The 25,635-nt window shown below is 61.3% G+C and carries 17 protein-coding genes; 14 read left to right on the top strand and 3 right to left on the bottom strand.

Annotated features, from left to right (window positions below; all coding sequences use genetic code 11):
• Window positions 1–42: 42 nt before the first annotated feature.
• Window positions 43–906 carry a DNA-3-methyladenine glycosylase gene (locus BMH52_RS27895; RefSeq protein ID WP_073845683.1) on the bottom strand — a complete coding sequence of 288 codons (864 nt, stop codon included), beginning with the start codon at window positions 904–906 and terminating at the stop codon, window positions 43–45.
• Window positions 903–2,330 carry an arginine-ornithine antiporter gene (arcD, locus tag BMH52_RS27900; RefSeq protein WP_014719692.1) on the bottom strand — a complete coding sequence of 476 codons (1,428 nt, stop codon included), beginning with the start codon at window positions 2,328–2,330 and terminating at the stop codon, window positions 903–905. The genes BMH52_RS27895 and arcD (BMH52_RS27900) overlap by 4 nt, the downstream gene beginning before the upstream one ends.
• Before the next feature lie 397 nt (window positions 2,331–2,727).
• Between arcD (BMH52_RS27900) and arcD (BMH52_RS27905) the strand changes: the two genes are divergently transcribed.
• The 12 genes from arcD (BMH52_RS27905) (at window position 2,728) to BMH52_RS27960 (ending at window position 17,132) form a co-directional block, all read left to right on the top strand.
• On the top strand, window positions 2,728–4,155 hold the full coding sequence (arcD, locus tag BMH52_RS27905) for an arginine-ornithine antiporter (protein WP_014719693.1): 1,428 nt from the start codon (window positions 2,728–2,730) through the stop codon (window positions 4,153–4,155).
• Between the two features lie 24 nt (window positions 4,156–4,179).
• Window positions 4,180–5,436, top strand: coding sequence for an arginine deiminase (arcA, locus tag BMH52_RS27910; protein WP_014719694.1), 1,257 nt, complete (start codon window positions 4,180–4,182; stop codon window positions 5,434–5,436).
• Window positions 5,437–5,448: 12 nt separating this feature from the next.
• The gene (locus BMH52_RS27915; RefSeq protein ID WP_014719695.1) at window positions 5,449–6,459 is read left to right on the top strand and encodes an ornithine carbamoyltransferase; all 1,011 of its coding nucleotides are present in this window, start codon (window positions 5,449–5,451) and stop codon (window positions 6,457–6,459) included.
• Window positions 6,460–6,595: 136 nt separating this feature from the next.
• Complete coding sequence (arcC, locus tag BMH52_RS27920; RefSeq protein WP_072435154.1) at window positions 6,596–7,525, top strand: carbamate kinase; 930 nt, start codon at window positions 6,596–6,598, stop codon at window positions 7,523–7,525.
• Between the two features lie 18 nt (window positions 7,526–7,543).
• Window positions 7,544–7,906 carry a DUF5064 family protein gene (locus BMH52_RS27925; RefSeq protein WP_020303145.1) on the top strand — a complete coding sequence of 121 codons (363 nt, stop codon included), beginning with the start codon at window positions 7,544–7,546 and terminating at the stop codon, window positions 7,904–7,906.
• 173 nt (window positions 7,907–8,079) lie between these two features.
• Entirely contained in the window at window positions 8,080–9,588 is a 1,509-nt protein-coding gene (locus BMH52_RS27930) for a sigma-54-dependent transcriptional regulator (RefSeq protein ID WP_072435152.1), read from the top strand.
• 413 nt (window positions 9,589–10,001) lie between these two features.
• Window positions 10,002–10,385 carry a glycine cleavage system protein GcvH gene (gene gcvH / locus BMH52_RS27935; protein ID WP_014719698.1) on the top strand — a complete coding sequence of 128 codons (384 nt, stop codon included), beginning with the start codon at window positions 10,002–10,004 and terminating at the stop codon, window positions 10,383–10,385.
• Between the two features lie 10 nt (window positions 10,386–10,395).
• Window positions 10,396–13,233 (top strand): aminomethyl-transferring glycine dehydrogenase, encoded by a 2,838-nt coding sequence (gene gcvP, locus BMH52_RS27940; protein WP_073845686.1) that lies wholly within the window; start codon window positions 10,396–10,398, stop codon window positions 13,231–13,233.
• Between the two features lie 161 nt (window positions 13,234–13,394).
• Entirely contained in the window at window positions 13,395–14,771 is a 1,377-nt protein-coding gene (locus BMH52_RS27945; protein ID WP_020303147.1) for an L-serine ammonia-lyase, read from the top strand.
• Between the two features lie 39 nt (window positions 14,772–14,810).
• Complete coding sequence (gene gcvT, locus BMH52_RS27950) at window positions 14,811–15,935, top strand: glycine cleavage system aminomethyltransferase GcvT (protein WP_038451322.1); 1,125 nt, start codon at window positions 14,811–14,813, stop codon at window positions 15,933–15,935.
• A 392-nt stretch (window positions 15,936–16,327) separates the two neighbouring features.
• On the top strand, window positions 16,328–16,549 hold the full coding sequence (locus BMH52_RS27955) for a cold-shock protein (protein ID WP_014719702.1): 222 nt from the start codon (window positions 16,328–16,330) through the stop codon (window positions 16,547–16,549).
• Between the two features lie 94 nt (window positions 16,550–16,643).
• Complete coding sequence (locus tag BMH52_RS27960) at window positions 16,644–17,132, top strand: RDD family protein (protein ID WP_073845688.1); 489 nt, start codon at window positions 16,644–16,646, stop codon at window positions 17,130–17,132.
• A gap of 66 nt (window positions 17,133–17,198) precedes the next feature.
• Here the strand turns inward: BMH52_RS27960 and nadA are convergent, their stop codons facing one another.
• Window positions 17,199–18,257: a quinolinate synthase NadA gene (gene nadA, locus BMH52_RS27965; RefSeq protein ID WP_003193840.1), complete on the bottom strand. Its 1,059-nt coding sequence runs from the start codon at window positions 18,255–18,257 to the stop codon at window positions 17,199–17,201.
• A 517-nt stretch (window positions 18,258–18,774) separates the two neighbouring features.
• Here nadA and BMH52_RS27970 point away from each other — a divergent pair.
• Window positions 18,775–20,445 (top strand): ShlB/FhaC/HecB family hemolysin secretion/activation protein, encoded by a 1,671-nt coding sequence (locus tag BMH52_RS27970; protein WP_256575833.1) that lies wholly within the window; start codon window positions 18,775–18,777, stop codon window positions 20,443–20,445.
• Between the two features lie 106 nt (window positions 20,446–20,551).
• On the top strand, window positions 20,552–25,507 hold the full coding sequence (locus tag BMH52_RS27975) for a hemagglutinin repeat-containing protein (RefSeq protein ID WP_073845692.1): 4,956 nt from the start codon (window positions 20,552–20,554) through the stop codon (window positions 25,505–25,507).
• Window positions 25,508–25,635: the final 128 nt, after the last annotated feature.

The raw sequence follows: 25,635 nt of genomic DNA on the forward strand, positions 1-25,635 counted from the left end.
GTGGGAGCGGGCTTGCTCGCGAAGAGGGCCTGACAGGCGCCGCTAATCTTTGCGGTTCAACGACGTCCACAAATGCTGCGCCGCATACGCCCTCAACGGCCGCCACGCCTCGGCCCGCGCCAATAACTGCCGCGCCGACACCGGCCCACCTTCCAAGGCTGCCAAAGCATTGATCAGCCCGATATCCCCCGACGCAAATGCATCCACCTCGCGCAACTGGCGCATGGCGATGTACTGCGCGGTCCACTCTCCAATCCCCGGCAACGCAACCAGCCGTGCAACGCCGTCCTGGAGGCTGGCCTTGGGTTCGAAAAGCTGAGGATCATCCAACAGCGCCTGGGCCACACCGGACAACGTACGACCCCGCGCCTTGGGCATGCCCAGGGTGGCCAGGTCTGCCGCCGCCAGCACTTCTGGTGTCGGGAACAGGTGGGTGATACCGGCGTGCGGGGATGCCAGCGCCAGGCCATACTGAGCCACCAGCTTGCTCGCCAGGCGAATCGCCGCCACCACGGTTATCTGCTGGCCCAGCACTGCACGAATCGCCAGTTCCAACCCGTCCCAGGTGCCTGGCAACCGCAGGCCAGGGCGGGCCGCAGCCAGTTGCGCCATCAGGGGATCTTGCGACAATTGCGCGTTGATCACCTCAGGCACCGCATCCATATCAAACATCCTGCGCAAGCGCCGCTCGATCTCAGGCATCGCTGCAGGCTCGGGAAAGTCGACCGTCACCTCCAGCCAATCCCCCACGCCCGGTTCGACGCTGACCCAGCCATGTCGGCCCGCCACACTGATACTGCGCCGATATACGCCGGCGACCACGGTTTCCAACCCGGTAATCGCCCGCGCCGATAGGAACCCCAGCATCGCCGCCCAGTCGTAGGGCGGTTGATACGCCAATCTCACAGTGACAATACCCCGCTATACAGCCCATACGCGGCTAACCCGGCGCCCGCGATCACGCCGCTGAAAATGCCTTTTTCCACGGCGGTAAACAAGGGTAGGCCCTGCTCGCGCTTGGCCAGGGCAAACAGGATCACACCCGGGGCGTACAGCAACGCCGACAGCAGCAAATACTTCAAGCCCCCCGCATACAGCAGCCAAATCGCGTAGCCGAGGGCAACCAGCCCCACCAGCAGATCTTTCATGCGCCGGCGCTGCCAGCCTGCATAGGTTTCGCCGCGCGCGCTCAACAGCACCGCATAGGCCGCCGACCACAAATAAGGCACCAGGATCATCGAGGACGCCAGGTAGATCAGGGTGGTGTAGGTGCTGGCGGAAAACAGCGTGATCACCAGGAATGCCTGGATCATCACGTTGGTCAGCCATAAGGCATTGACCGGCACCTGATTGGCGTTTTCCTTCTTCAGGAACGCCGGCATGGTCTTGTCCTGGGCGGTGGCATAGAGGATTTCCGCGCACAGCAGCGCCCAGGAGAGCAACGCGCCGAGCAGCGAAACCGCCAGGCCGATACTGATCAATACCGCGCCCCAAGGCCCGACGACATGCTCCAACACACCGGCCAGGGACGGGTTCTGCAATTGCGCCAGCTCCGGCTGGCTCATGATGCCCAGGGACAACACATTCACCAGCACCAGCAAGGCCAGCACGCCCACGAAACCAATCACCGTGGCGCGCCCCACGTCCGAGCGTTTCTGCGCCCGCGCCGAATACACACTGGCGCCTTCGATCCCGATAAATACAAACACCGTGACCAGCATCATGTGGCGCACCTGCTCGACCACGCTGCCCATCTGCGGGTTACCCATTCCCCAGATATCGCGGGTGAAAATATCCGCCTTGAATGCAACGGCGGCGATCACGATAAACATCAGCAGCGGCACGATCTTCGCCACCGTCGTCACCTGATTGATGAACGCTGCCTCTTTGATCCCGCGCATCACCAGAAAATGTACGGCCCACAGCAACAGCGACGCGCAGCCGATGGCAAGCGGCGTATTGCCCTGGCCGAACGCCGGAAAAAAGTAGCCGAGGGTGCTGAATAGCAAGACGAAATAACCGACATTGCCCATCCACGCACTGATCCAGTAACCCCAGGCGGATGAAAAGCCCATGTAGTCGCCAAAACCCGCCTTGGCGTAGGCATACACCCCGGAGTCCAGTTCTGGCTTACGGTTCGCCAACGTCTGGAACACAAAGGCCAGGGTCAGCATGCCGATGGCGGTGATCGCCCAGCCGATCAATATGGCGCCCACTTCGGCACGGGCGGCCATGTTCTGCGGCAATGAAAAGATGCCGCCGCCAATCATCGAGCCCACCACCAGGGCGATCAGGGCACTGAGCCGGAGTTTCTGGGCGGGTTGGGTCATGCAGCTTCCTCGAAATAAACGGTTGGGCGACAACTGCGCACACAAGTAATTCAGATTAATGACGTTGTCATAACATAAGGATATGTAAAGGTAGGAAGTTTAGGCTTATTTAGAATTTAAATACGTCAATTATGAAGCGATAGTCAAACAACGTACAAAAAATTTGCACATTCGCAAATACGAACTAGCGTCAACACCCATGCCCTCGACCAAATGATTAACCACAAAGCAAAGAGCGCTCTATCAAGCGCCTTTGCGGGACTTGTTCGTCCGCAAAAACCTCACCCTAAGTCGTTAATTCACAATGGAATGTGCCAATGAAGTGATCTGAGTCAGCTGTTTGATTAGCGCACGGAATTATTCTGTGGTCTCTCTTCTCCTGCATTGGAGTCATGCAATGTCTGAAACTCCCGGAAAACTTCGACTAGGCGCCCTGGTCGCACTTGTCGTCGGCTCGATGATTGGCGGCGGTATCTTTTCATTGCCACAAAACATGGCCGCCAGCGCCGATGTCGGTGCGGTGTTGATCGGCTGGGTGATTACCGCCATCGGTATGTTGACCCTCGCCTTCGTGTTCCAGACCCTCGCCAACCGCAAGCCTGACCTCGACGGCGGGGTCTACGCCTACGCCAAGGCCGGTTTCGGCGACTACATGGGCTTTTCATCCGCCTGGGGCTACTGGATCAGCGCCTGGCTGGGCAACGTCGGCTACTTCGTGTTGCTGTTCAGCACCTTGGGCTATTTCTTCCCGGTCTTTGGCGAGGGCAATACCCCGACGGCAGTGATCGCTGCGTCAGTGCTGTTATGGGCCGTGCATTTCCTGGTGCTGCGCGGGATCAAGGAAGCGGCGTTCATCAACCTGGTGACCACCGTCGCCAAGGTGGTGCCGCTGCTGCTGTTCGTGCTCATCGCCCTGTTCGCGTTCAAGCTGGACATCTTCACCGCTGACATCTGGGGCGTGAAAAACCCGGACCTGGGCAGTGTGATGAACCAGGTGCGCAACATGATGCTGGTCACCGTGTGGGTGTTTATCGGCATCGAAGGCGCGAGCATCTTCTCGTCCCGTGCCGAGAAACGCAGTGACGTGGGCAAGGCCACCGTGATCGGCTTTATCACTGTGCTGCTGTTCCTGATGCTGGTGAACGTGCTGTCCCTGGGGATCATGACCCAGCCGGAACTGGCCAAACTGCAAAACCCGTCGATGGCCGCCGTGCTGGAGCATGTGGTGGGCCACTGGGGCGCGGTGCTGATCAGCGTGGGCTTGATCATCTCCCTGCTCGGCGCGCTGCTGTCCTGGGTGCTGCTGTGTGCGGAGATCATGTTCGCCGCCGCCAAGGACCACACCATGCCGGAGTTCCTGCGCAAGGAAAACGCCAACCATGTGCCGGTCAACGCCCTGTGGCTGACCAACGCAATGGTGCAGATATTCCTGGTGATCACGCTGTTTTCCGCCAGCACCTACCTGTCACTGATCTACCTCGCCACCTCGATGATCCTGGTGCCTTACCTGTGGTCGGCGGCCTACGCCCTGCTGCTGGCGGTGCGCGGCGAGACCTACGAGAACGCCCTCAAAGAGCGCAGAAAGGACCTGTTCATCGGCGCTATCGCCCTGATCTATGCGATCTGGCTGCTCTACGCCGGCGGCACCAAATACCTGCTGCTCTCCGCCCTGCTCTATGCCCCTGGCGCGATCCTGTTCGCCAAAGCCAAGCGTGAACTGGGCAAACCGATTTTCACCCCCGTCGAGAAGCTGATTTTCGCCGCAGTGGTCATTGGCGCCCTGGTGGCGGCCTATGGGCTCTACGACGGCTTCCTGACCCTGTAATTGTTGTTCACTGGAGGATCTGTAATGACCACGGAAAAAGTGAAGTACGGCGTACATTCCGAAGCCGGCAAACTGCGCAAAGTCATGGTGTGCTCCCCAGGTTTGGCCCACCAGCGGCTGACCCCCAACAACTGCGACGAGCTGCTGTTCGATGACGTGCTGTGGGTGGCCCAGGCCAAGCGCGACCACTTCGACTTCGTGACCAAGATGCGCGAGCGGGACATTGATGTGCTGGAAATGCACAACCTGCTCACCGACATCGTCGCCAACCCCGAAGCGCTGGACTGGATTCTGGAACGCAAGATCACCGCCAACACCGTAGGCCTGGGCCTGGTCGATGAAGTCGGTTCGTGGCTGCGCAGCCTGGAGCCGCGCAAAATCAGCGAGTACCTGATTGGCGGCGTATCGGCCGACGACCTGCCGAGCAGCTTCGGTGGCAAGACCATCGAGATGTTCCGCGATTTTCTCGGCCATGCCAGTTTCATCTTGCCGCCACTGCCCAACACCCAGTTCACCCGCGACACCACTTGCTGGATCTACGGCGGCGTGACGCTCAACCCGATGTACTGGCCGGCGCGCCGCCAGGAAACCCTGCTGACCAGCGCCATCTATAAATTCCACCCTGAGTTCACCAACGCGGACTTCCAGATCTGGTACGGCGACCCCGATCAGGAACATGGCGCCGCGACGCTGGAAGGCGGCGACGTGATGCCGATTGGCAACGGCGTGGTGTTGATCGGCATGGGTGAGCGTTCGTCCCACCAGGCCATTGGCCAACTGGCGCGCAACCTGTTCCAGAACAAAGCCGTGGAGCGCGTCATCGTGGCCGGCCTGCCCAAATCCCGCGCCGCGATGCACCTGGACACCGTGTTCAGCTTCTGCGACCGCGACCTGGTCACCGTCTTCCCCGAAGTGGTCAACCAGATCGTGCCTTTCACCCTGCGTCCTGACGAGAGCAAGCCCCACGGCATCGACATTCAGCGCGAGAAAACCAACTTCCTCGAAACCGTGGCCGCAGCGCTCAACCTCAAGGCCCTGCGCGTGGTCGAGACCGGCGGCAACAGCTTCGCCGCCGAACGCGAGCAATGGGATGACGGCAACAACGTGGTGGCCGTGGAACCGGGCGTGGTGATTGGCTACGACCGCAATACCTACACCAACACCCTGCTGCGCAAGGCCGGTGTGGAAGTGATCACCATCAGCGCCGGTGAACTCGGCCGAGGCCGTGGCGGCGGCCACTGCATGACCTGCCCGATCATCCGCGACCCTATCGACTATTAAGGAGATTTCATCATGGCTTTCAATATGCGCAACCGCAGCCTGCTGTCGCTGATGCACCACACCACTCGCGAGCTGCATTATCTGCTGGACCTGTCCCGCGACCTCAAACGCGCCAAATACACCGGCACCGAGCGTCCGCACCTGCAGGGCAAGAACATCGCACTGATCTTCGAAAAAACCTCCACCCGCACTCGCTGTGCCTTCGAAGTCGCGGCCCATGACCAGGGCGCCCACGTCACCTATATCGACCCGGTGTCGTCGCAGATCGGCCACAAAGAAAGCATGAAAGACACCGCCCGCGTACTGGGCCGGATGTTCGATGCCATTGAATACCGTGGCTTTGAGCAGGAAATCGTCGAAGAGCTGGCCAAGTTCGCCGGTGTGCCGGTGTTCAACGGCCTCACCGCCGAATTCCACCCGACCCAGATGATCGCCGACACCCTGACCATGCGCGAACACAGCGACAAGCCGCTGCATGACATCAGCTACGCCTACCTCGGGGACGCCCGCTACAACATGGGCAACTCGCTGCTGATGATCGGCGCCAAGCTGGGCATGGACGTGCGCATCGGCGCGCCCAAAGCGCTGTGGCCCCATGAAGATTTCATCAAGCAATGCCAGGCCTTTGCCGAGGAAAGCGGCGCACGCATCACCATCACCGAAGACCCGAAAGAAGCCGTGAAAGGTGTGGATTTCATCCACACCGATATCTGGGTGTCCATGGGCGAACCGGTGGAAGCGTGGGACGAGCGCATCGAGCAACTGCTGCCGTACCAGGTCAACGCCAAGATGATGAAAGCCTCGGGCAACCCTCGGGTGAAATTCATGCATTGCCTGCCGGCGTTCCACAACAGTGAAACCAAGGTCGGCAAGGACATCGCGGCGCGCTATCCGCACCTGGCCAATGGCGTGGAAGTGACCGAAGAGGTGTTCGAGTCGCCGGCCAATATCGCCTTCGAGCAGGCGGAAAACCGCATGCATACCATCAAGGCGATTCTGGTGTCGGCGTTGGCGGATATCTAACCCCACTCTGATCGTTCCCACGCTCCGCGTGGGAATGCAGCCAGTGGCGCTCTGCGCCACAAGAGCGGACGCAGAGCGTCCGGTGAGGCATTCCCACGCAGAGCGTGGGAACGATCATTCTAGAAGGACATTCTGTATGCGCATCGTCGTAGCCCTGGGCGGCAACGCCCTCCTGCGTCGTGGTGAACCCATGACCGCAGACAATCAACGGGCCAACATCCATATCGCCACCGAACAGATCGCCAAGATCCACCCCGGCAACGAGTTGGTGATCGCCCACGGCAATGGCCCGCAAGTGGGCCTGCTGTCATTGCAGGCAGCGGCCTACACCAGCGTCTCGCCTTACCCGCTGGACGTGCTGGGCGCTGAGACAGAGGGCATGATCGGCTACATCATTGAACAGGAACTGGGCAACCTGCTGGACTTTGAAGTGCCGTTCGCCACCCTGCTCACCCAGGTCGAAGTGGACGCCAAGGACCCGGCCTTCCAGAACCCTACCAAGCCCATCGGCCCGGTGTATGCCAAAGCCGAAGCCGAGAAACTCGCCGCCGAGAAAGGTTGGGCCATCGCGCCCGATGGCGACAAATACCGCCGCGTGGTCGCCAGCCCGCGCCCCAAACGCATCTTTGAAATTCGCCCGATCAAATGGCTGCTGGAGAAAAAAGCCATCGTGATCTGCGCCGGTGGCGGCGGCATCCCGACGATGTATGGCGAAGACGGCAAGCTGCGCGGCATTGAAGCCGTGATCGACAAAGACCTGTGTTCCTCCTTGCTGGCCACGCAACTGGAGGCCGATTTGCTGGTGATCGCCACCGACGTCAACGCCGCCTTTATCGACTTCGGCAAGCCCACCCAGAAGGCCATCGGCCAGGCCCACCCCGACGACATGGAAAAACTCGGCTTCGCCGCCGGCTCCATGGGGCCCAAGGTCCAGGCCGCCTGCGAGTTCGCCCGCCAGACTGGCAAAACTGCGGTGATCGGTTCACTCTCGGACATCGAAGCCATCGTCCAGGGCAGCGCCGGCACGCGCATCAGCACGGCCAAACCTGGCATCACCTACCTGTGAAGTTGAGGAGAAACGCCTATGGCTATCTTTGAACCCGGTCACCTGCATATCGAGCGACACGCGCTGAACAAGGACGATGTCAGCTACGACCTGTGCCTGGACTACGAAGTCTTCACGGATGAGCGCGAAGGCAAAGGCATGCAGTTCACCCTGCACGGCAGCATCCAGGGCAAGGGCATGAAGGAAACCTTTTTCCTGCCCAAGGACCAGGCCTACAACTTCGCCAGCAATGTGACCAAGATTGTCGAAAAATACGGCATTCCCAAGACCCATAGCAGCGTCGGTTCACAGCACAAGCATTACGATCTGATGTTTGAGGATGTGCGCCACCAGTTGGATATGAAATCCGGCGACCCGGTCAAACCCGAACACCTGGAATAACCTGCCCCCCAATCGAATGTGGGCGCTGGCTTGCCTGCGATAGCGACCTGTCAGACGATATTTTCGGTAACTGACCCACCGCCATCGCAGGCAAGCCAGCTCCCACATTTTGATCTCCACCGGCTCCAAGGCATACTGGCCACCCTCAGCACTCCAGAATCAAGATCCGCCCCATGCGTATCCACGTCAGCTTCATCGACCGCGTCGGCATCACCCAGGAAGTCCTGGCCTTGCTCGGTGGGCGCAATCTCAATCTGGATGCGGTGGAAATGGTGCCGCCCAATGTCTATATCGATGCGCCGACCCTCAGCGCCGAGGTGCTTGAAGAGCTGCGCGATGCGTTGTTCAGCGTGCACGGCGTGCAGGCGGTAAAGGTCGTCGACATCCTTCCGGGCCAGCGTCGCCACTTGCAACTCGACGCCCTGCTGGCGGCCATGACCGACCCGGTGCTGGCCCTGGACAGTGCAGGCAAGATCCTGCTGGCCAATCCGGCGCTGATCGCCTTGTACGGGCGTGAACCGGCCGGTGAGAGCATCGCCGAGCTGTTCGATGATCCGGCCTTGCTGGAAACCTTGCTGGACCAGGGCTTTCGATTGCCGTTGCGCGAGATCAGCGTCAACGGCCAGACCTTGCTGCTGGGCGCCACGCCGATCACCGACGCTGGCGCCCTGCTTACCCTCTACCAGCCCAACCGCATCGGCGAACAACTGTCGGCGCTGCACCATGACCATGCCGAAGGGTTTGATGCGCTGCTGGGCGAGTCCCCGGCGATCCGCACGCTCAAGGCTCGGGCGCAACGGGTGGCGGCGCTGGATGCACCGCTGCTGATCCAGGGCGAAACCGGCACCGGCAAAGAGCTGGTGGCCCGCGCCTGCCACGCCATCAGCACGCGCCACAGTGCGCCGTTTCTGGCACTGAACTGCGCGGCGTTGCCGGAAAACCTCGCCGAAAGCGAATTGTTTGGCTATGCGCCTGGCGCCTTTACCGGCGCGCAACGCGGTGGCAAACCGGGGCTGATGGAGCTGGCCAACCAGGGCACGGTATTCCTCGATGAGATCGGTGAAATGTCGCCGTACCTGCAAGCCAAACTGCTGCGCTTTCTCAACGACGGCAGCTTTCGCCGCGTGGGTGGCGACCGCGAAGTGAAGGTCAATGTGCGCATCCTCAGCGCCACCCACCGCGACCTGGAAAAGATGGTCAGCGAAGGCACCTTTCGCGAAGATCTGTTTTACCGCCTCAACGTGCTCAACGTCGCCGTGCCGCCTTTGCGTGAACGCGGCCAGGACATCCTGCTGCTGGCGCGCTACTTCATGCAGCAAGCCTGCGCGCAGATCCAGCGCCCGGTCTGCCGCCTGGCCCCGGGTACCTATCCAGCCCTGCTGGGTAACCACTGGCCGGGCAACGTGCGGCAGTTGCAAAACGTGATCTTCCGCGCTGCCGCCATCTGCGAAAGCAGCCTGGTGGACATCGGCGACCTGGACATCGCCGGCACCTCCGTGGCGCGCCAGAGCGATGGTGAAGTCGACAGCCTGGAACAGGCCGTGGAAGATTTCGAGCGCAGCCTGCTGGAAAGCCTCTACAGCCGCTACCCCTCGACCCGCCAACTGGCCAGCCGGCTGCAAACCTCCCACACGGCTATCGCCCATCGCCTGCGCAAGTACGGCATTCCCAACAAACCCTGAGCCATGCTTTATCCACTGTAGGAGCGAGCTTGCTCGCGAAAAACCCGAGGGCGCCAGGTTCATCCAGGCTTCCCGCGTCATCGTTGACGATTTTCGCGAGCAAGCTCGCTCCTACAATGGGCGCAATCCAGTTTTGGTCTGAGAACGACACTCCGTGTACTGAAAGCGCTACAGCGTAACGATATCGCTACAACCCTGTTTTTTGCGCGCCATGCAAGGCTTTGATCCACATAGGCTTTTTTTCACGCACTCGACTGTAGCGAAAACGCTACAGCACATTCGATTAAGCCTCTGGCGGAATTTATTAACTCTTTGATCTATAACGACTTAATAACGTTGGCCGCGATATTGCTAAGCAACTCCTCATTATTCCAATCCCGTCCACCAGACGATTCTGGCCCTGAGGAGTTTCCATGAGCGAGTTGCGTTTCACTGAAGATCACGAATGGCTGCGCGCCGAAGCCGATGGCAGCGTCACCGTGGGTATCACCGCTTTTGCGCAGAACGCGCTGGGTGATGTGGTTTTCGTGCAACTGCCAGAGTTGCAGGCTTATACCAAGGGCGCCGAAGCCTCCACCGTGGAGTCGGTCAAGGCCGCCAGCGGTGTGTACATGCCGTTGGACGGTGAAGTCCTCGAAGTCAACGACAAGCTCGATGGCAGCCCGGAACTGGTCAACGAAGACCCGATGGGCGAAGGCTGGTTCTTCCGCTTTAAACCCGCCGATGCCGATGCAGTGGCTAAGCTGTTGGATCAGGATGCGTACGACCGTCTGATCAAAGCCAACGCTGAAGCTTGAGGAGCGCGCCATGACCGTTAATCTGACCACCGCCAACGAATTCATCGCCCGCCACATCGGCCCGCGCCAGGAAGATGAGCAGCAAATGCTCGCCAGCCTGGGGTTTGATTCCCTCGAAGCCCTGAGCGCCAGCGTGATCCCGGAAAGCATCAAGGGCACCAGCGTGCTCGGCCTGGAAGACGGCTTGAGCGAAGCCGAGGCCCTGGCCAAGATCAAGGCCATCGCCAGCCAGAACCAACTGTTCAAGACCTACATCGGCCAGGGCTATTACAACTGCCACACGCCGTCGCCGATCCTGCGCAACCTGCTGGAAAACCCGGCCTGGTACACCGCCTACACGCCGTATCAACCCGAGATTTCCCAAGGCCGCCTGGAAGCCCTGCTGAATTTCCAGACCCTGATCAGCGACCTCACCGGCCTGCCGATTGCCAACGCCTCCCTGCTTGACGAAGCCACCGCCGCTGCTGAAGCCATGACCTTCTGCAAGCGCCTGAGCAAGAACAAAGGCAGCCACGCGTTCTTCGCGTCGGTGCACAGCCACCCGCAAACCCTCGACGTATTGCGCACCCGTGCTGAACCTTTGGGCATCGATGTGGTGGTCGGCGATGAGCGTGAACTGACCGACGTCAGCGCGTTCTTCGGCGCCCTGCTGCAATACCCGGCCAGTAACGGCGATGTATTCGATTACCGCGAGCTGACCGAGCGCTTCCACGCCGCCAACGCCCTGGTCGCCGTAGCCGCCGACCTGATGGCCCTGACCCTGCTGACGCCGCCGGGTGAATTCGGCGCCGACGTCGCCATTGGCAGCGCACAGCGCTTTGGCGTGCCACTGGGCTTCGGTGGCCCGCACGCGGCGTACTTCTCCACCAAGGATGCGTTCAAGCGCGACATGCCAGGCCGTCTGGTCGGTGTTTCCGTCGACCGCTTCGGCAAGCCGGCCCTGCGCCTGGCCATGCAGACCCGCGAGCAACATATCCGCCGCGAGAAAGCCACCAGCAACATCTGCACCGCTCAAGTGCTGCTGGCCAACATCGCCAGCATGTACGCCGTGTACCACGGCCCCAAAGGCCTGACCCAGATCGCCCAGCGCATTCACCAGCTGACCGCGATCCTGGCCAAGGGCTTGACGGCCCTGGGCCAGAACGTCGAGCAGGCACACTTCTTCGACACCCTGACCCTCAACACCGGCGCCCACACCGCCGCCCTGCACGACAAGGCCCGCGCCCAGCGCATCAACCTGCGCGTGGTGGATGGCGAGCGCGTTGGCCTGTCGGTCGACGAAACCACCACCCAGGCCGATATCGAGGCCTTGTGGGCCATCTTCGCGGACGGCAAAACCCTGCCAGCCTTTGCCGCCACCGACAGCACCCTGCCGAGCGCGTTGCTGCGCCAGTCGCCGATCCTCAGCCACCCGGTGTTCAACCGTTATCACTCGGAAACCGAGCTGATGCGCTACCTGCGCAAGCTGGCCGACAAGGACCTGGCCCTGGACCGCACCATGATCCCGCTGGGTTCGTGCACCATGAAGCTCAACGCCGCCAGCGAAATGATCCCGGTGACCTGGGCCGAATTCGGTGCCCTGCACCCATTCGCCCCCGCCGCGCAAAGCGCCGGCTACCAGCAACTGACCAGCGAACTGGAAGCCATGCTATGTGCAGCGACCGGTTACGACGCGATCTCCCTGCAACCCAACGCCGGTTCCCAGGGTGAGTACGCCGGCCTCCTGGCCATCCGCGCCTATCACCAGAGCCGTGGCGAAGCACGTCGCGACATCTGCCTGATCCCGTCGTCAGCCCACGGCACCAACCCTGCCACCGCCAACATGGCCGGCATGCGCGTGGTGGTCACCGCTTGCGACGCGCGCGGCAACGTCGATATCGAAGACCTGCGCGCCAAGGCCATCGAGCACCGCGAGCACCTCGCTGCGCTGATGATCACCTACCCGTCCACCCACGGCGTGTTCGAGGAAGGTATCCGCGAAATCTGCGGGATCATTCATGACAACGGCGGCCAGGTGTACATCGACGGCGCCAACATGAACGCGATGGTCGGCCTGTGCGCACCGGGCAAGTTCGGCGGCGACGTGTCCCACCTGAACCTGCACAAGACCTTCTGTATTCCCCACGGCGGTGGCGGCCCGGGCGTTGGCCCGATTGGCGTCAAGTCGCACCTCACGCCATTCCTGCCCGGCCACGCGGCCATGGAACGCAAAGAGGGCGCGGTGTGCGCCGCGCCGTTCGGCAGCGCGAGCATTTTGCCGATCACCTGGATGTACATCAGCATGATGGGCGGCGCCGGCCTCAAGCGCGCGTCGCAGTTGGCGATCCTGAATGCCAACTACATTTCCCGCCGCCTGGAAGAGCACTACCCCGTGCTGTACACCGGCAGCAATGGCCTGGTAGCCCACGAATGCATCCTGGACCTGCGCCCGTTGAAAGACAGCAGCGGCATCAGCGTGGACGACGTGGCCAAGCGCCTGATCGATTTTGGTTTCCATGCACCGACCATGTCGTTCCCGGTGGCCGGCACCTTGATGATCGAGCCGACCGAAAGTGAATCCAAGGAAGAGCTGGACCGCTTCTGCGACGCCATGATCGCCATCCGCGAAGAGATTCGCGCAGTGGAAAACGGCACTCTGGACAAGGACGACAACCCGCTCAAGAACGCGCCGCACACCGCCGCTGAACTGGTGGGCGAATGGAGCCACCCATACAGCCGTGAACAAGCGGTGTACCCGGTGGCTTCATTGATCGAAGGCAAGTACTGGCCGCCGGTGGGTCGGGTCGACAACGTGTTTGGTGATCGCAACCTGGTGTGTGCGTGCCCGTCGATCGAGAGCTACGCATAACCTGAGGATGCACCCGGTCAAAAATGTGGGAGCGGGCTTGCTCGCGAATGCGGTCTTTCAGATGTTGATTATTTGACTGACCCACCGCTTTCGCGAGCAAGCCCGCTCCCACATTTGACCGAGTCGGCTTTCAGAAAATAATAAGAAACCGGAGAACAACCATGTCCCTTAGCGTGTTCGACCTGTTCAAGATTGGCATCGGCCCCTCCAGTTCCCACACCGTCGGCCCGATGCGTGCCGCCGCTCGATTCGTCGAGGGGCTCAAGCGTGACAACCTGCTCAACGCCACCTGCGGCATCAAGGTGGAACTCTATGGATCGCTGGGCGCCACCGGCAAAGGCCACGGCAGCGACAAGGCTGTGTTGCTGGGCCTGGAAGGCGAACATCCGGACACCGTGAATACCGAAACCGTGGCTGCACGCCTGGCGCAGATGCGCAGTGACGGGCGCCTCAACCTGCTCGGCGAACACAGCATTGCGTTCAACGAGAAAGAACACCTGGCGATGATTCGCAAGCCCCTTGCCTATCACCCCAACGGCATGATCTTTCGTGCCTTTGACGCCGCCGGCATTCAGACCCGTAGCCGCGAGTACTACTCGGTCGGTGGCGGTTTCGTGGTGGATGAAGACGCGGCGGGCGCCGACCGTATCGTCGAAGACGCCACACCCCTGACCTTCCCGTTCAAACACGCCAAGGACTTGCTCGGCCATTGCGCCACCTATGGCCTGTCTATCAGCCAGGTGATGCTGACCAATGAAAGTGCCTGGCGCCCGGAAGCCGAAACCCGCAGCGGGTTGTTGAAGATCTGGCAGGTCATGCAGGACTGCGTCGATGCCGGCTGTCGCAACGAAGGTATCTTGCCCGGAGGCTTGAAGGTCAAGCGCCGGGCGGCGGCCTTGCATCGGCAGTTGTGCAAGAACCCGGAGTCGGCGCTGCGCGACCCGCTGTCGGTGCTCGATTGGGTCAACCTGTATGCGCTGGCAGTCAACGAAGAAAACGCCAATGGCGGGCGCGTGGTCACTGCGCCCACCAATGGCGCGGCTGGGATCATTCCCGCCGTGCTGCACTACTACATGCGCTTCATCCCCGGCGCGAACGAAGACGGTGTGGTGCGCTTTTTGCTCACCGCGGCCGCCATCGGCATTTTGTACAAGGAAAATGCTTCGATCTCAGGCGCCGAAGTCGGTTGCCAGGGCGAAGTCGGCGTGGCCTGTTCCATGGCCGCAGGCGCACTCTGTGAAGTGCTGGGCGGCAGCGTGTCCCAAGTGGAAAACGCCGCCGAGATCGGCATGGAACACAACCTCGGCCTGACCTGCGACCCCATTGGCGGGCTGGTGCAGGTGCCGTGCATCGAGCGCAATGCCATGGGCTCGGTGAAGGCGATCAATGCGGTGCGCATGGCCCTGCGTGGCGACGGCCAGCACTTTGTGTCCCTCGACAAGGTCATCCGCACCATGCGCCAGACCGGCGCCGACATGAAAAGCAAATACAAGGAAACCGCCCGTGGCGGTTTGGCGGTCAACATTATCGAGTGCTGACGCCCACAAGCGCGTCGGCACGTTTTTCAGGAGCTGAATATGTCCACCGAAACCCTGTTGAAAACTCCTCTGCACGCCTTGCACCTCGAACTCGGCGCGCGCATGGTGCCCTTCGCCGGCTACGACATGCCGGTGCAGTATCCATTGGGCGTGATGAAGGAACACCTGCATACCCGTGAACAGGCCGGGTTGTTCGATGTTTCCCACATGGGCCAGATCCGCCTCACCGGCGCGAATGCCGCCAAGGCCCTGGAGACCCTGGTGCCCGTCGATATCATCGACCTGCCAGTGGGTATGCAGCGCTATGCGATGTTCACCAACGAGCAAGGCGGCATCCTCGACGACCTGATGGTCGCCAACCTGGGCAACGACGAATTGTTCCTGGTGGTCAACGCCGCCTGCAAGGACCAGGACCTGGCGCACCTGCGTACACATATCGGCGACCAATGCACCATCGAACCGCTGTTCGAAGAACGCGCCCTGCTCGCCCTGCAAGGCCCGGCGGCAGTGAAAGTATTGGCGCGCCTGGCCCCTGAAGTCACCCAGATGACCTTCATGCAATTTGCCACCCTGCGTTTGCTGGGCGTGGAGTGCTACGTCAGCCGCTCCGGCTACACCGGTGAAGACGGCTTTGAAATCTCCGTGCCGGCGGCCAATGCCGAGAGCCTGGCCCGCAGCCTGCTGGCCGAAACCGAAGTGCAGGCCATCGGCCTGGGCGCCCGTGATTCGCTACGCCTGGAAGCCGGCCTGTGCCTGTACGGCCACGACATGAATACCGACACCACGCCAATCGAAGCCAGCCTGTTGTGGGCGATTTCCAAGGCTCGGCGTGCCGATGGCGCACGGGCCGGCGGCTTCCCTGGCGCCGACCGCATCTTCACCCAACAGCAAACCGGTGTGGCGCGCAAACGCGTAGGCCTGCTGCCGCAGGAGCGTACCCCGGTGCGTGAAGGCGCTGAAATTGTCGATGCACAGGGGACGGTTATCGGCAGCGTGTGCAGCGGAGGCTTTGGCCCAACCTTGGGCGGCCCGCTGGCGATGGGTTACCTGGACAGCGCATTTGTCGCATTGGATACCGAAGTTAGCGCAATGGTACGTGGGAAAAAGGTGCCACTGCGTGTAAGTAAAATGCCATTCGTTCCGCAACGTTACTACCGTGGCTGATTGACTGTTTCTATAAGTAACGCGGTTGCGTTAATGCGCACTGAACTGTAACGCAACCGCCATAAAACAGTGCATTCACGATAGGCTTTTTATAGCTGACGCCCTATAACAAGTGAATAACTCTATCGAATAAGCCGGTATCAGAACATTCAACAAAGTGTCATGAGACCCAATAAAACAAGGGCCTGCACAAGGGCTTGTTTTTTTCATATTAGTTGGCGTAGAGTTTGCCCACTGTGTTTGCATGGGTCGCTTGGAACCTGGACCTGGGCAGTAGCTCAAGTAGTTTGCTACAACCCGTTCGACGTCTCTTACTTTCCTGCAACCCAGCCCAGTACTCTTTCGTGTGAAAGGGGCTGTCATTAATTTTTAGCGTCAAAGGAAAGAAGAAAATGTCGGATAAAGGTGGACGTCAGAGCGGTACCGTCAAGTGGTTCAACGACGAGAAAGGGTTTGGTTTTATCACTCCTGAAAGCGGCCCGGATCTGTTCGTGCATTTCCGCGCTATCCAGGGCAACGGTTTCAAGAGCCTGAAGGAAGGCCAGAAGGTCACCTTCGTTTCAGTACAAGGCCAAAAAGGCCTGCAGGCTGACGAAGTACAAGCAGAAGGCTGATCCTTGCTGCGACAAAAAGCCCCTGATATGACATCAGGGGCTTTTTTATGGGCGCCATTGCGTAAACTGCGTGCTTTCTCCAGAGAGCCCTGCCATGTCCAAACCCCTGTTGAGCCCCCAGGGCGAATTCCCCGCCGTTGGCCTGGGCCGTCGCCTGGCAGCGATGTTCTACGATTTCCTGCTGTGCACCGCCCTGCTGATCGTCACCGCGTTTATCTACAAGCTGGTGTGGATCGCCTTCGTGGGCGAAGCGAAGATGCGCACGCTCACCGAGTCCGGCGCGCTGGACGGTGACCCGTTGCTGTCGACTCTGCTGCTGTTCGTGCTGTTCGGGTTTTTCGCCAAGTTCTGGACCCATTCGGGGCAAACCCTGGGCATGCAGGTGTGGAGGGTGCGCGTGCAGAACGCTGACGGGTCGCGGATCAGCCTGTGGCAGGCACTGTTGCGTTTTGTGGTGTCGATTGCGTCATGGCTGTGCGTGGGGTTGGGGTTTATCTGGTCGTTGTTCGATAAACACAAACGCAGCTGGCATGACATCTATTCGGATACGCAGTTGGTGCGAATCCCGAAGCAAAAGAAGTAACTCAAGCGCATCACAGATCAACTGTGGGAGCCAGCTCCCACATTTTGATTTGTCTCAGCCTGAGGATCAGGCGTTGCCGGCCAGTTTCAACCGTGCTGCCTGGGTAAAGTCGAGCATGCGCTTGAGCGGCCGTACCGCCTGCGGAATCACCGCCGGTTCCACGAAGATCTCATTACTGCCCTCGCGCAGGCATTGCAACGTGCGCTCCAGCGTATTCATCGCCATCCACGGGCAGTGCGCGCAACTGCGGCAGGCTGCACCGTTACCGGCGGTAGGCGCTTCGACGAAGACTTTGTCCGGGCACAGCTGCTGCATCTTGTAGAAGATGCCGCGGTCGGTGGCGACGATAAAGGTTTTGTTCGGCAAGCGTTGCGCTGCGGCGATCAGCTGGCTGGTGGAACCCACCGCGTCCGCCAGTTCGATCACCGAAGTCGGTGACTCCGGGTGCACCAGGATCGCTGCATCCGGGTAGAGCGCCTTCATGTCTTCGAGCTGCTTGGACTTGAACTCTTCGTGGACGATGCAGGCACCGTCCCACAGCAGCATGTCGGCACCGGTCTGGCGCTGGATGTAGGTGCCCAGGTGTTTGTCCGGGCCCCAGATAATGGTCTCGCCGTTGTCCATCAGGCTTTCGACGATTTCCAGCGCGCAGCTGGAGGTCACCACCCAATCCGCCCGGGCTTTGACCGCCGCCGAGGTGTTGGCGTACACCACCACGGTGCGCTCGGGGTGTTGATCGCAGAACGCGGAAAACTCATCCACCGGGCAACCCAGGTCCAGGGAGCAGGTGGCTTCCAGGGTCGGCATCAGGATGCGTTTTTCAGGCGTGAGGATCTTGGCGGTCTCCCCCATGAAACGCACGCCAGCCACCAGTACGGTCTTGGCAGGGTGGGCGGCACCGAAGCGCGCCATCTCCAGGGAGTCGGAAACACAGCCACCGGTTTCTTCGGCCAGGGCCTGAATCACCGGGTCGCAATAAAAGTGGGCAACCAACACCGCGTCCTGAGCCTTGAGCTCGGCGGCAATGGCGGTTCGCAGGCTCGCCTCTTCAGCAGCGCTGAGCACCTTGGGCTGCTTGGCGTCGAGGTGGGCTTGAACCAGTAGGCGTTCGGAAATGTGCGTCATGTTCGCAAGACCTGCAGGCGCAGTAGCGCGAAAGTCGAGTGTACCACCGGCTCCGGAGCCCTTCGGGCGCCGCCGGACGAAGTGTTTTTGTTCATCAAGCACGGGTAAAGCTTAAAGCTGCGCAAGGCTACAGAATATCCAATGGATTCAAAAGCCTAATCTGGTGACCCGGCCAAGTGCCCGATCCCTGGCCGCGACACGCCGATTAGGCGATGCCTGCACAACAATCAAAACCGCCCCTTTCCCTCCCACACGCCTGAAAAATCAGGAATATCAGGCCCCCACACCCTGGCGCGCCCTAATTTTGTGCATTTAAGCACTGAATTACGCGATTTTTCTTACGTCTTGTGTAATAAATCCTACAGCGATGTAACAAACCGTCGACCACTCACTCAAGTAGGGCAACTACCGCTGAGTTCAACGCTGGCTCAAACGGTATGGATCGTGTGTATTTCTACGTTAAGGATGTCGAGTGCCAAATCAGCTCTCAACCGGACACTTGTGTTGTATCCGTAATCTGGGTATCGCCCTGCTCTGCCTGTGGGCGCTGCCCGTGGCTGGCGCCGAGGTGCCGCAGCCAGGCCAGGAAGCCCTGCGCTTGCAGCAACAACAGCAACGCGACCTGCAGCAATTACACCTGGAGCAGCGCCAACGCCAGATGCAACGCGGCAGCTTCGGTACACCAGCGGCCATACCCGCCTTGCCCACGGACATCGCCAGGGATGAACACTGCTGGCCCTTGAGCGGTACGCGCCTGGCCGGGGTCACGCTGTTCAGCCGTGCCGAGTTGGACAAACACATCGAGCCCTACGTGGCGCCTTGCATGGGCGTCACCCAGATCAACCGCCTGCTGGCCGAGATCACCCGGCTGTATGTCGAGGCCGGTTATATCGCCAGCCGCCCCTACCTGATCAGTGCACCCACCGCCGGGCAGCCGCTGGATATTCACGTCGAAGAAGGCTACCTGGAGACCATCGAGCTGGCCGACCAGAGCCTGCCGGTGTCATTGGGCGGGGCATTCCCCGGCATGCTCGGCAAACCACTGAACCTGCGAGACCTGGAACAGGGCCTGGACCAGCTCAACCGCCTACGCTCGGTCGACCTCACCGCCGACATCGCCCCAGGCAGCACAGCGGGCGCCTCGCGCATCATCCTGCGCACGCGCAGCAGCGCCTCGCGCTGGGCCCTGGGCCTGGGGGTGGATAACCTCGGCAGCGCCGGCACCGGGCGGGATCGCAATGCAATCAACTTGAGCCTGGACAGCCCGCTGCAAATCAACGACTCGCTCAACCTGAGCTTCAGCGACACGCTCAACCATGGGCCGCGCTACAGCCGCAGCCACAGCCTGTTCTACTCGATCCCCTACGGTTACTGGACCTACAGCCTGTTCGCCAGCCATGCCGAATACCGCTCGCCGTTCAAGCTCAGCCGTGCCACGTTCTACAACAGTGGCCGCACCGATCAAGTCAGCCTGCGCAGCGACCGTGTGCTGTGGCGCGACCAGGGCCACCAACTGAGCGCCAACCTGCAACTGGCCTACAAAGACGTCGACAGCTACCTGCAAAAGGTACACCTGGACATCCAGAGCCCGACGCTGACCGTGGCCGAAGCGGGCCTGAACCTGTTCTGGCTCAACAGTGCGGTGTGGAACCTGGACGTCAACTACGCCCAGGGCCTGACCTGGTTCGGCGCCGATCGCGATGCCAGCCAGGTGCAGAAAAACCGGCCCAAGGCGCAGTTTCAAAAGTACCGCGCCAACCTCACCCAATGGCGCAACGGCCAATGGGCAGTGCAGCCGTGGCAGTGGCAAAGCCAGTTATCGGTGCAGTACAGCCCGGATGCATTGCCCGCCATCGAACAACTGCTGATCACCGACGACTCGGCCGTGCGCGGCTACCGCGAAAACAGTACTTCCGGTGCCATTGGCACGGTATGGCGCAACACTTTGCGCCTGCCGCTCAACACTGACTTGCCGGTGAAGCTCACCCCGCGCCTGGGCCTGGACAACGGCTGGGTCAAGCACGAACACGGTGCCCGGAGCCAACGCCTGAGCGGCGCCAGCGCGGGGCTCAACCTGAGCTGGAAGAACGTGCAGCTCGACGTCGACTACCAACGCAACCTCAACACCCCTACAGGTTTTCGCCAGGAGCCGGAGGTCTGGCTGACGCGCCTTAGCGTGCAGATATGAGCTCACACCCGTTTTTTGCCTGAGTCACCGCCGTACCTGGCCACTCCAGCAGCGTTGCAACGAACAACGCGCGTCGTGGATCAGCCAACACAGAGCGAGATTATTTATGCCGACTACTCCACACAGCTTCCACCTTTCACCCCAGGGCAAACTGCGCTGGGCCATCGCCAGCCTGTTCCTGCTGCCGCAACTCGCGCTCGCCGCAGGCTTGACCGTCGTCGAAGGCCCTGGCGGCACGCCGCAACTGCAAAACCAGGGCGGTGTACCCATCGTCAACATCGTCGCGCCGAACGCCGGTGGCCTGTCCCATAACCAGTTTTTGGACTACAACGTCGACCGCCAGGGCCTGGTGTTGAACAACGCCTTGCAGGCTGGCCAGTCCCAACTCGCCGGGCAGTTGGCAGCCAACCCGCAGTTCCAGGGCCAGGCGGCGAGCGTGATCCTCAATGAAGTGATCAGCCGCAACGCCTCGACCCTCAACGGCGCCCAGGAGATTTTTGGCCAGGCAGCCGATTACGTGCTGGCCAACCCTAACGGCATTTCGGTGAATGGCGGCAGTTTCATCAACACGCCCAATGCCAACCTGGTGGTCGGCCGCCCTGAACTCAACGACGGCAAGCTGCAAGCCTTGAGCACCCGCGATGCCAACGGCCAACTGACAGTGCAAGGCCAGGGCCTGCACAACCGCGAGGGCTCTATCAACCTAATCGCGCCGCGCATCGACAGCGAAGGTCGCCTCAGCGCCCGCGATCAATTGAACCTCACGGTGGGCCGTAATCAGGTCGATTTCGCCAGCGGGCAAGTGCGCCAAGTCGACCCGGCCAGCAAGACCCAGGACCAACGCATCGACGCACGCCTGTTCGGCGCCATGCAGGCCGGGCGCATCAACATCATCAGCACCGCCGAGGGCGCCGGTGTGCGTGTGGGCGGTGTGCAGGTGCAAGGCACTGACGGGGTGAAGATCAGTTCGGCCGGCGACCTCGACATCAGCGGCCATGTGCATGCCGACAGCCTCGACGCCACCCGCGCTGGCGTGCACAGCCGCCAGGGCGATGTCGATTTGCACAGTGCCAAGGACTTGAACCTGGCCGCCACCGACGTCAGCGGGCGCAACGTCAAACTCGACGCCAGCCGCAACCTGACCCTCAGCAGCCTGGAAAGCCGCAAGCTCCAGGAAAAGCGTGAGCAGTGGAACAACAGCAACTTCTTGTTCACCTACGAAACCTACGACCGCACCACCACCGACAAAGACTCGCGCCAGCACGGCAACAAGGTCGTGGCGCAACAGGACGCGGCGCTGTCTTCCGGCGCCAACACCGAGATCAAAGCCAGCCATGTGGAAGCGGGCAACACTCTGCGCGTCGACAGCGGTGCCGACCTGCACGTTAACGCCGCCACCGAAACCCATGAAAGCCGCGACCAGGGCAACCATCGCAAACACCTGTGGAAAGCCAACTGGGATAAATCCAGCAGCGAACAACGCAGTATCACCAGCAGCCTCAAGGCCGGAAAGACACTGGAGCTGACCAGCCAACAGAAGCTGCAAGTGCAAGGCGCCGAGCTGAAAACCCCCGGCGATATTCAACTGGCCGCCCGGCACGTAGAAATCACCAGCGCCAGCCGTACCCAGAGCAGCCGCGACAACGCCTACTCCGGCGACCTCACCGGTGGCAGCTTCTTCGGCAAGCAAGGCGACGGTGACCAGGGCAAGACGTCGAACACCGGCAGCAAGGTCAACGCCGACGGCAAGCTGATCGTCAAGGCCGACGACGTGCGCATCAGCGGTAGCCAGGCCCGTGGCGGCAAGCAGGCCAATGTCATCAGCGACAAAGGTTCGCTGGTGATCGACGGCGTGCAGGACAGCTCCCACGACAACCGCTACAACAATGACAGCAAATTCTTCGGCCTCTCCAAGGATGAAAGCCGCAAGAACCTCAAGGACAGCACCGTGGTTGCCAGCGACCTGCGCTCGGACAGCAACCTCAAGCTGCAAAGTGCCAAGGACATCACCGTCAGTGGCTCCCAGGTAGCCGCCGCGGGTGAACTGCAAGCGGATGCCAAGGGCGATATCAAGGTCGTTGCCGCCGAGAACACCACCCACGACACCACTCGCACCCATAGCCGTGGCTTCGATGGCTACGCCAAGGAAACCGAGGGCGTCAGCCGCCAGTACCGTGCGGGGTTGAGCTATGAAGACCAGCAGCAAACCCGCAAGACCGACACCACCCAGCAGCAGGGTTCCAGCCTCAAGGGCGGCAGTGTCGTAGTAAAGGCCGGTGGCGATGTGAGCATCCAGGGTTCGGACCTCAAGGCAACCGCAGGCGATGCCACCCTGAGCGGCAACAACGTCGAGCTGTTGGCCGCCCACGACAAGCGCACCGAAGCCGTCGACACCACCACCACCGGCGGCAGTTTCTACTACACCGGCGGCATTGATCGGGCAGGCAGTGGCGCTCAGTTCAGCCACCAAAGCAGCCAAGACACCACTGAAAAAACCACCGCGCAAACCAGCACCGTGGCCGCGACCGGCAAGCTGACCATCAACGCTGGCAACACCTTCACCAGCGAGGGTGCACAGGCCAAGGCCGGCGCCGAACTGCAGGTCAACGCGGGTCAGATCGACAACCAGGCTGCCCATTCCACCGAGACCAGCACCCACAAGGAAAACGGCTGGACCGCCGATGTTGGCGCCAATGTGGAATACAAAGGCATTACCCGCCCGATCGAAAAAGCCGTCGAGGGCGTGGCCCAGGCCAAGTTCCATCAGCCCGGTTTGCTGGACGCGTTCGAGCAACCCAATGTCGGCCTGGATGTGGAAGTCGGGCACACGAACAAAACCGGCACAACGCAAGACAGCACCGCCGTGGTCAGCCAGTTCAGTGGCGCCGCGGTGCAGGTCAATGCAGCCGGCACGTTGCAGGACGAGGGCACCCAGTACCGCGCCACCGAGGGCGGGCTGAACATCAAGGCCGGCGAGCACCTGGCCACGGCAGCGGCCAACACCCACAGCAGCAGCGAGCAAAGCGTGGACGCCAAGGCTGGCGTGCGGGTCTATACCACCACCGGTGAAGACGTGAACGTGCGCGGCAGCGGCCTGGGCGGCAACAGCGATGTGCGCGAATCCACCAGCACGGCGGTGCTCGGCAGCTATGTGGCCAGCCAAGGCGTGAGCATCGAGGCCAAGGGCGATGCCCGTTATGAAGGCAGCCAGTTCGACGGCGGCCAGGCCGGGGTTAACCTCAAGACCGGCGGTGAGCTGGCGCTCAACCAGGCCACCAACACCCAGAGCAAAAACAGCAGCACGCTGCGCGGCAACGGCTCACTGACGGTGGGCACCGCGCCCGGTGCGAATGGCAGCAACATCAACCTCGGTGCCGGCGTGCAGTTGGATAACAAGCGCCTGGACACTCAGGACAGCCAGGCACAGGTCGCGACCATTCAAGGCAGCGGCCCCGTTCAGTTCAGCAGCGGCGCAGACATGACCCTGCAAGGCACGCAGATCGGCAGCACGGGCGCAAAGGCTGGCGATATCAGCCTCAATGCCGGCGGCAAGCTAAACCTGCAAGCTGCCACCGATAGCCACGTCAGCAACGGCAGCAACCTGGGCGGCGGCCTGACCCTCGGTGCCGGCAAGACCAGCAGCGCCGAAAGCAGCAGCAAGACCGGCAGCCTCAGCGCCAATTTCAACATTGGCAAAGTGGCGGAAAACGACCAGAGCGCCGTCGTCGGGCAGTTGCACAGCAGCGGTAAGGTCAGCCTCGCCAGCGGCGCTGATGCAACCGATGCCATCCACTTACAGGGCACTCAGGTCAGCGCAGCCAGCGTTAGCCTGGATGCGCAAAACGGAGGCATTCTGCAAGAGTCTGCGCAATCGACCCAGGCCCACGGCAACTGGGGCGTCACCCTGGGCGCAGGGGGCAGCGTCGGCAAAACCACCTTGGCCAACGCCGGTGAACATGAGACACCCAAGACCCAGCGCGGCATCAATGCGCGGGCCAAGGTCGATGTGGATCACTTGCAAGGCACTACCCAGCACAACAGCCTGATCACGGCGGGTGACGTCACCCTCAACAGTGCCGGCGATACCCATCTGGCCGGAGCGCGTATCGACGCCGACAAGGTGCAGGGCACGGTGGGCGGCGACCTCGTTGTAGAAAGCCGCAAGGACCAGATCAACAGCACCCAGGTAAATGTCGACGCCAGGCTGGATGTCGAAAAAAACCAGCCGGGGGTGGTGGGTAAGCTGGCCAAAACCACCGGCCCACTGAAGGACAAGGTACAAGCCAAGGCTGAAGGTGCGTTCGACAAGCATCGCGACAAGCTGGAGAACGTCGTCGACAAAGGCACGGGGCACTTGGCGTCGGCCAAGGACAGCGTGGTCAACAGCGCGGTCAATGCCAAGGAACGCCTGGGCGAAAAACTCACCCGCAGCGCCAGCTACGACGTAAACCCAGAGCCCCGCGGCGCCTTCGGCACCCGCGTGGACAAGGCCAAGGCTTACCTGGCAGACAAGACCGACGCCCTGGGCACACGCCTGTCTGGCTTCAAGGATAAGGTCTGGCCAAAAACCAGCGACAGCTACACCGTCAGTGGCAAAGACACCACCGGCAGCAAGGTGGCCAACACCGCCGAAAGCGTGTTGTTCGGCGACAAGAGCGGCAACACCAGCTACACCCCGACCCTGTATCTGGATGTCAGCCATGTGGTCAAGGACAGCGTCACCCAGGCGTCAGGCATTCGCGCAGGCCACGGCGTCAACCTGCTGGTGAAGGGTGATACCCAGCTCACGGGCGCGCGGATCAGTGCGCCCAATGGCAAGGTCGAGTTGGGTGGCTCCAAGGTCACCGCAACCACACTGGCCGGCAGCGACTACCGTGCCGATGTCGGGCTGAACGTTTCGAAGTCACCGGTCAACCTGGCCCTGGGCGCCAAAGACGAACTGACGCAGAAACACGACGACGCCACGCGCAAGGACCAAGCCTTAAATCTGGGCCCGCTGCGAGCGGGTGGGCACAGTGAGAGCCAGGCCTTGCAGGCGGGGATTGATCAGGCCATCAACTAAAGGGTAAAGCCGCCCCACTGTAGGAGCGAGCTTGCTCGCGAAGAACGTTAACGATGACGCTGGCATGCTTGGAGTACGCGGCGCCCTCAGGTTTTTCGCGAGCAAGCTCGCTCCACAGGCACATTCTC

The organism is Pseudomonas sp. BTN1, from assembly GCF_001907715.1.
GTDB classification, from domain to species: domain Bacteria; phylum Pseudomonadota; class Gammaproteobacteria; order Pseudomonadales; family Pseudomonadaceae; genus Aquipseudomonas; species Aquipseudomonas paracarnis.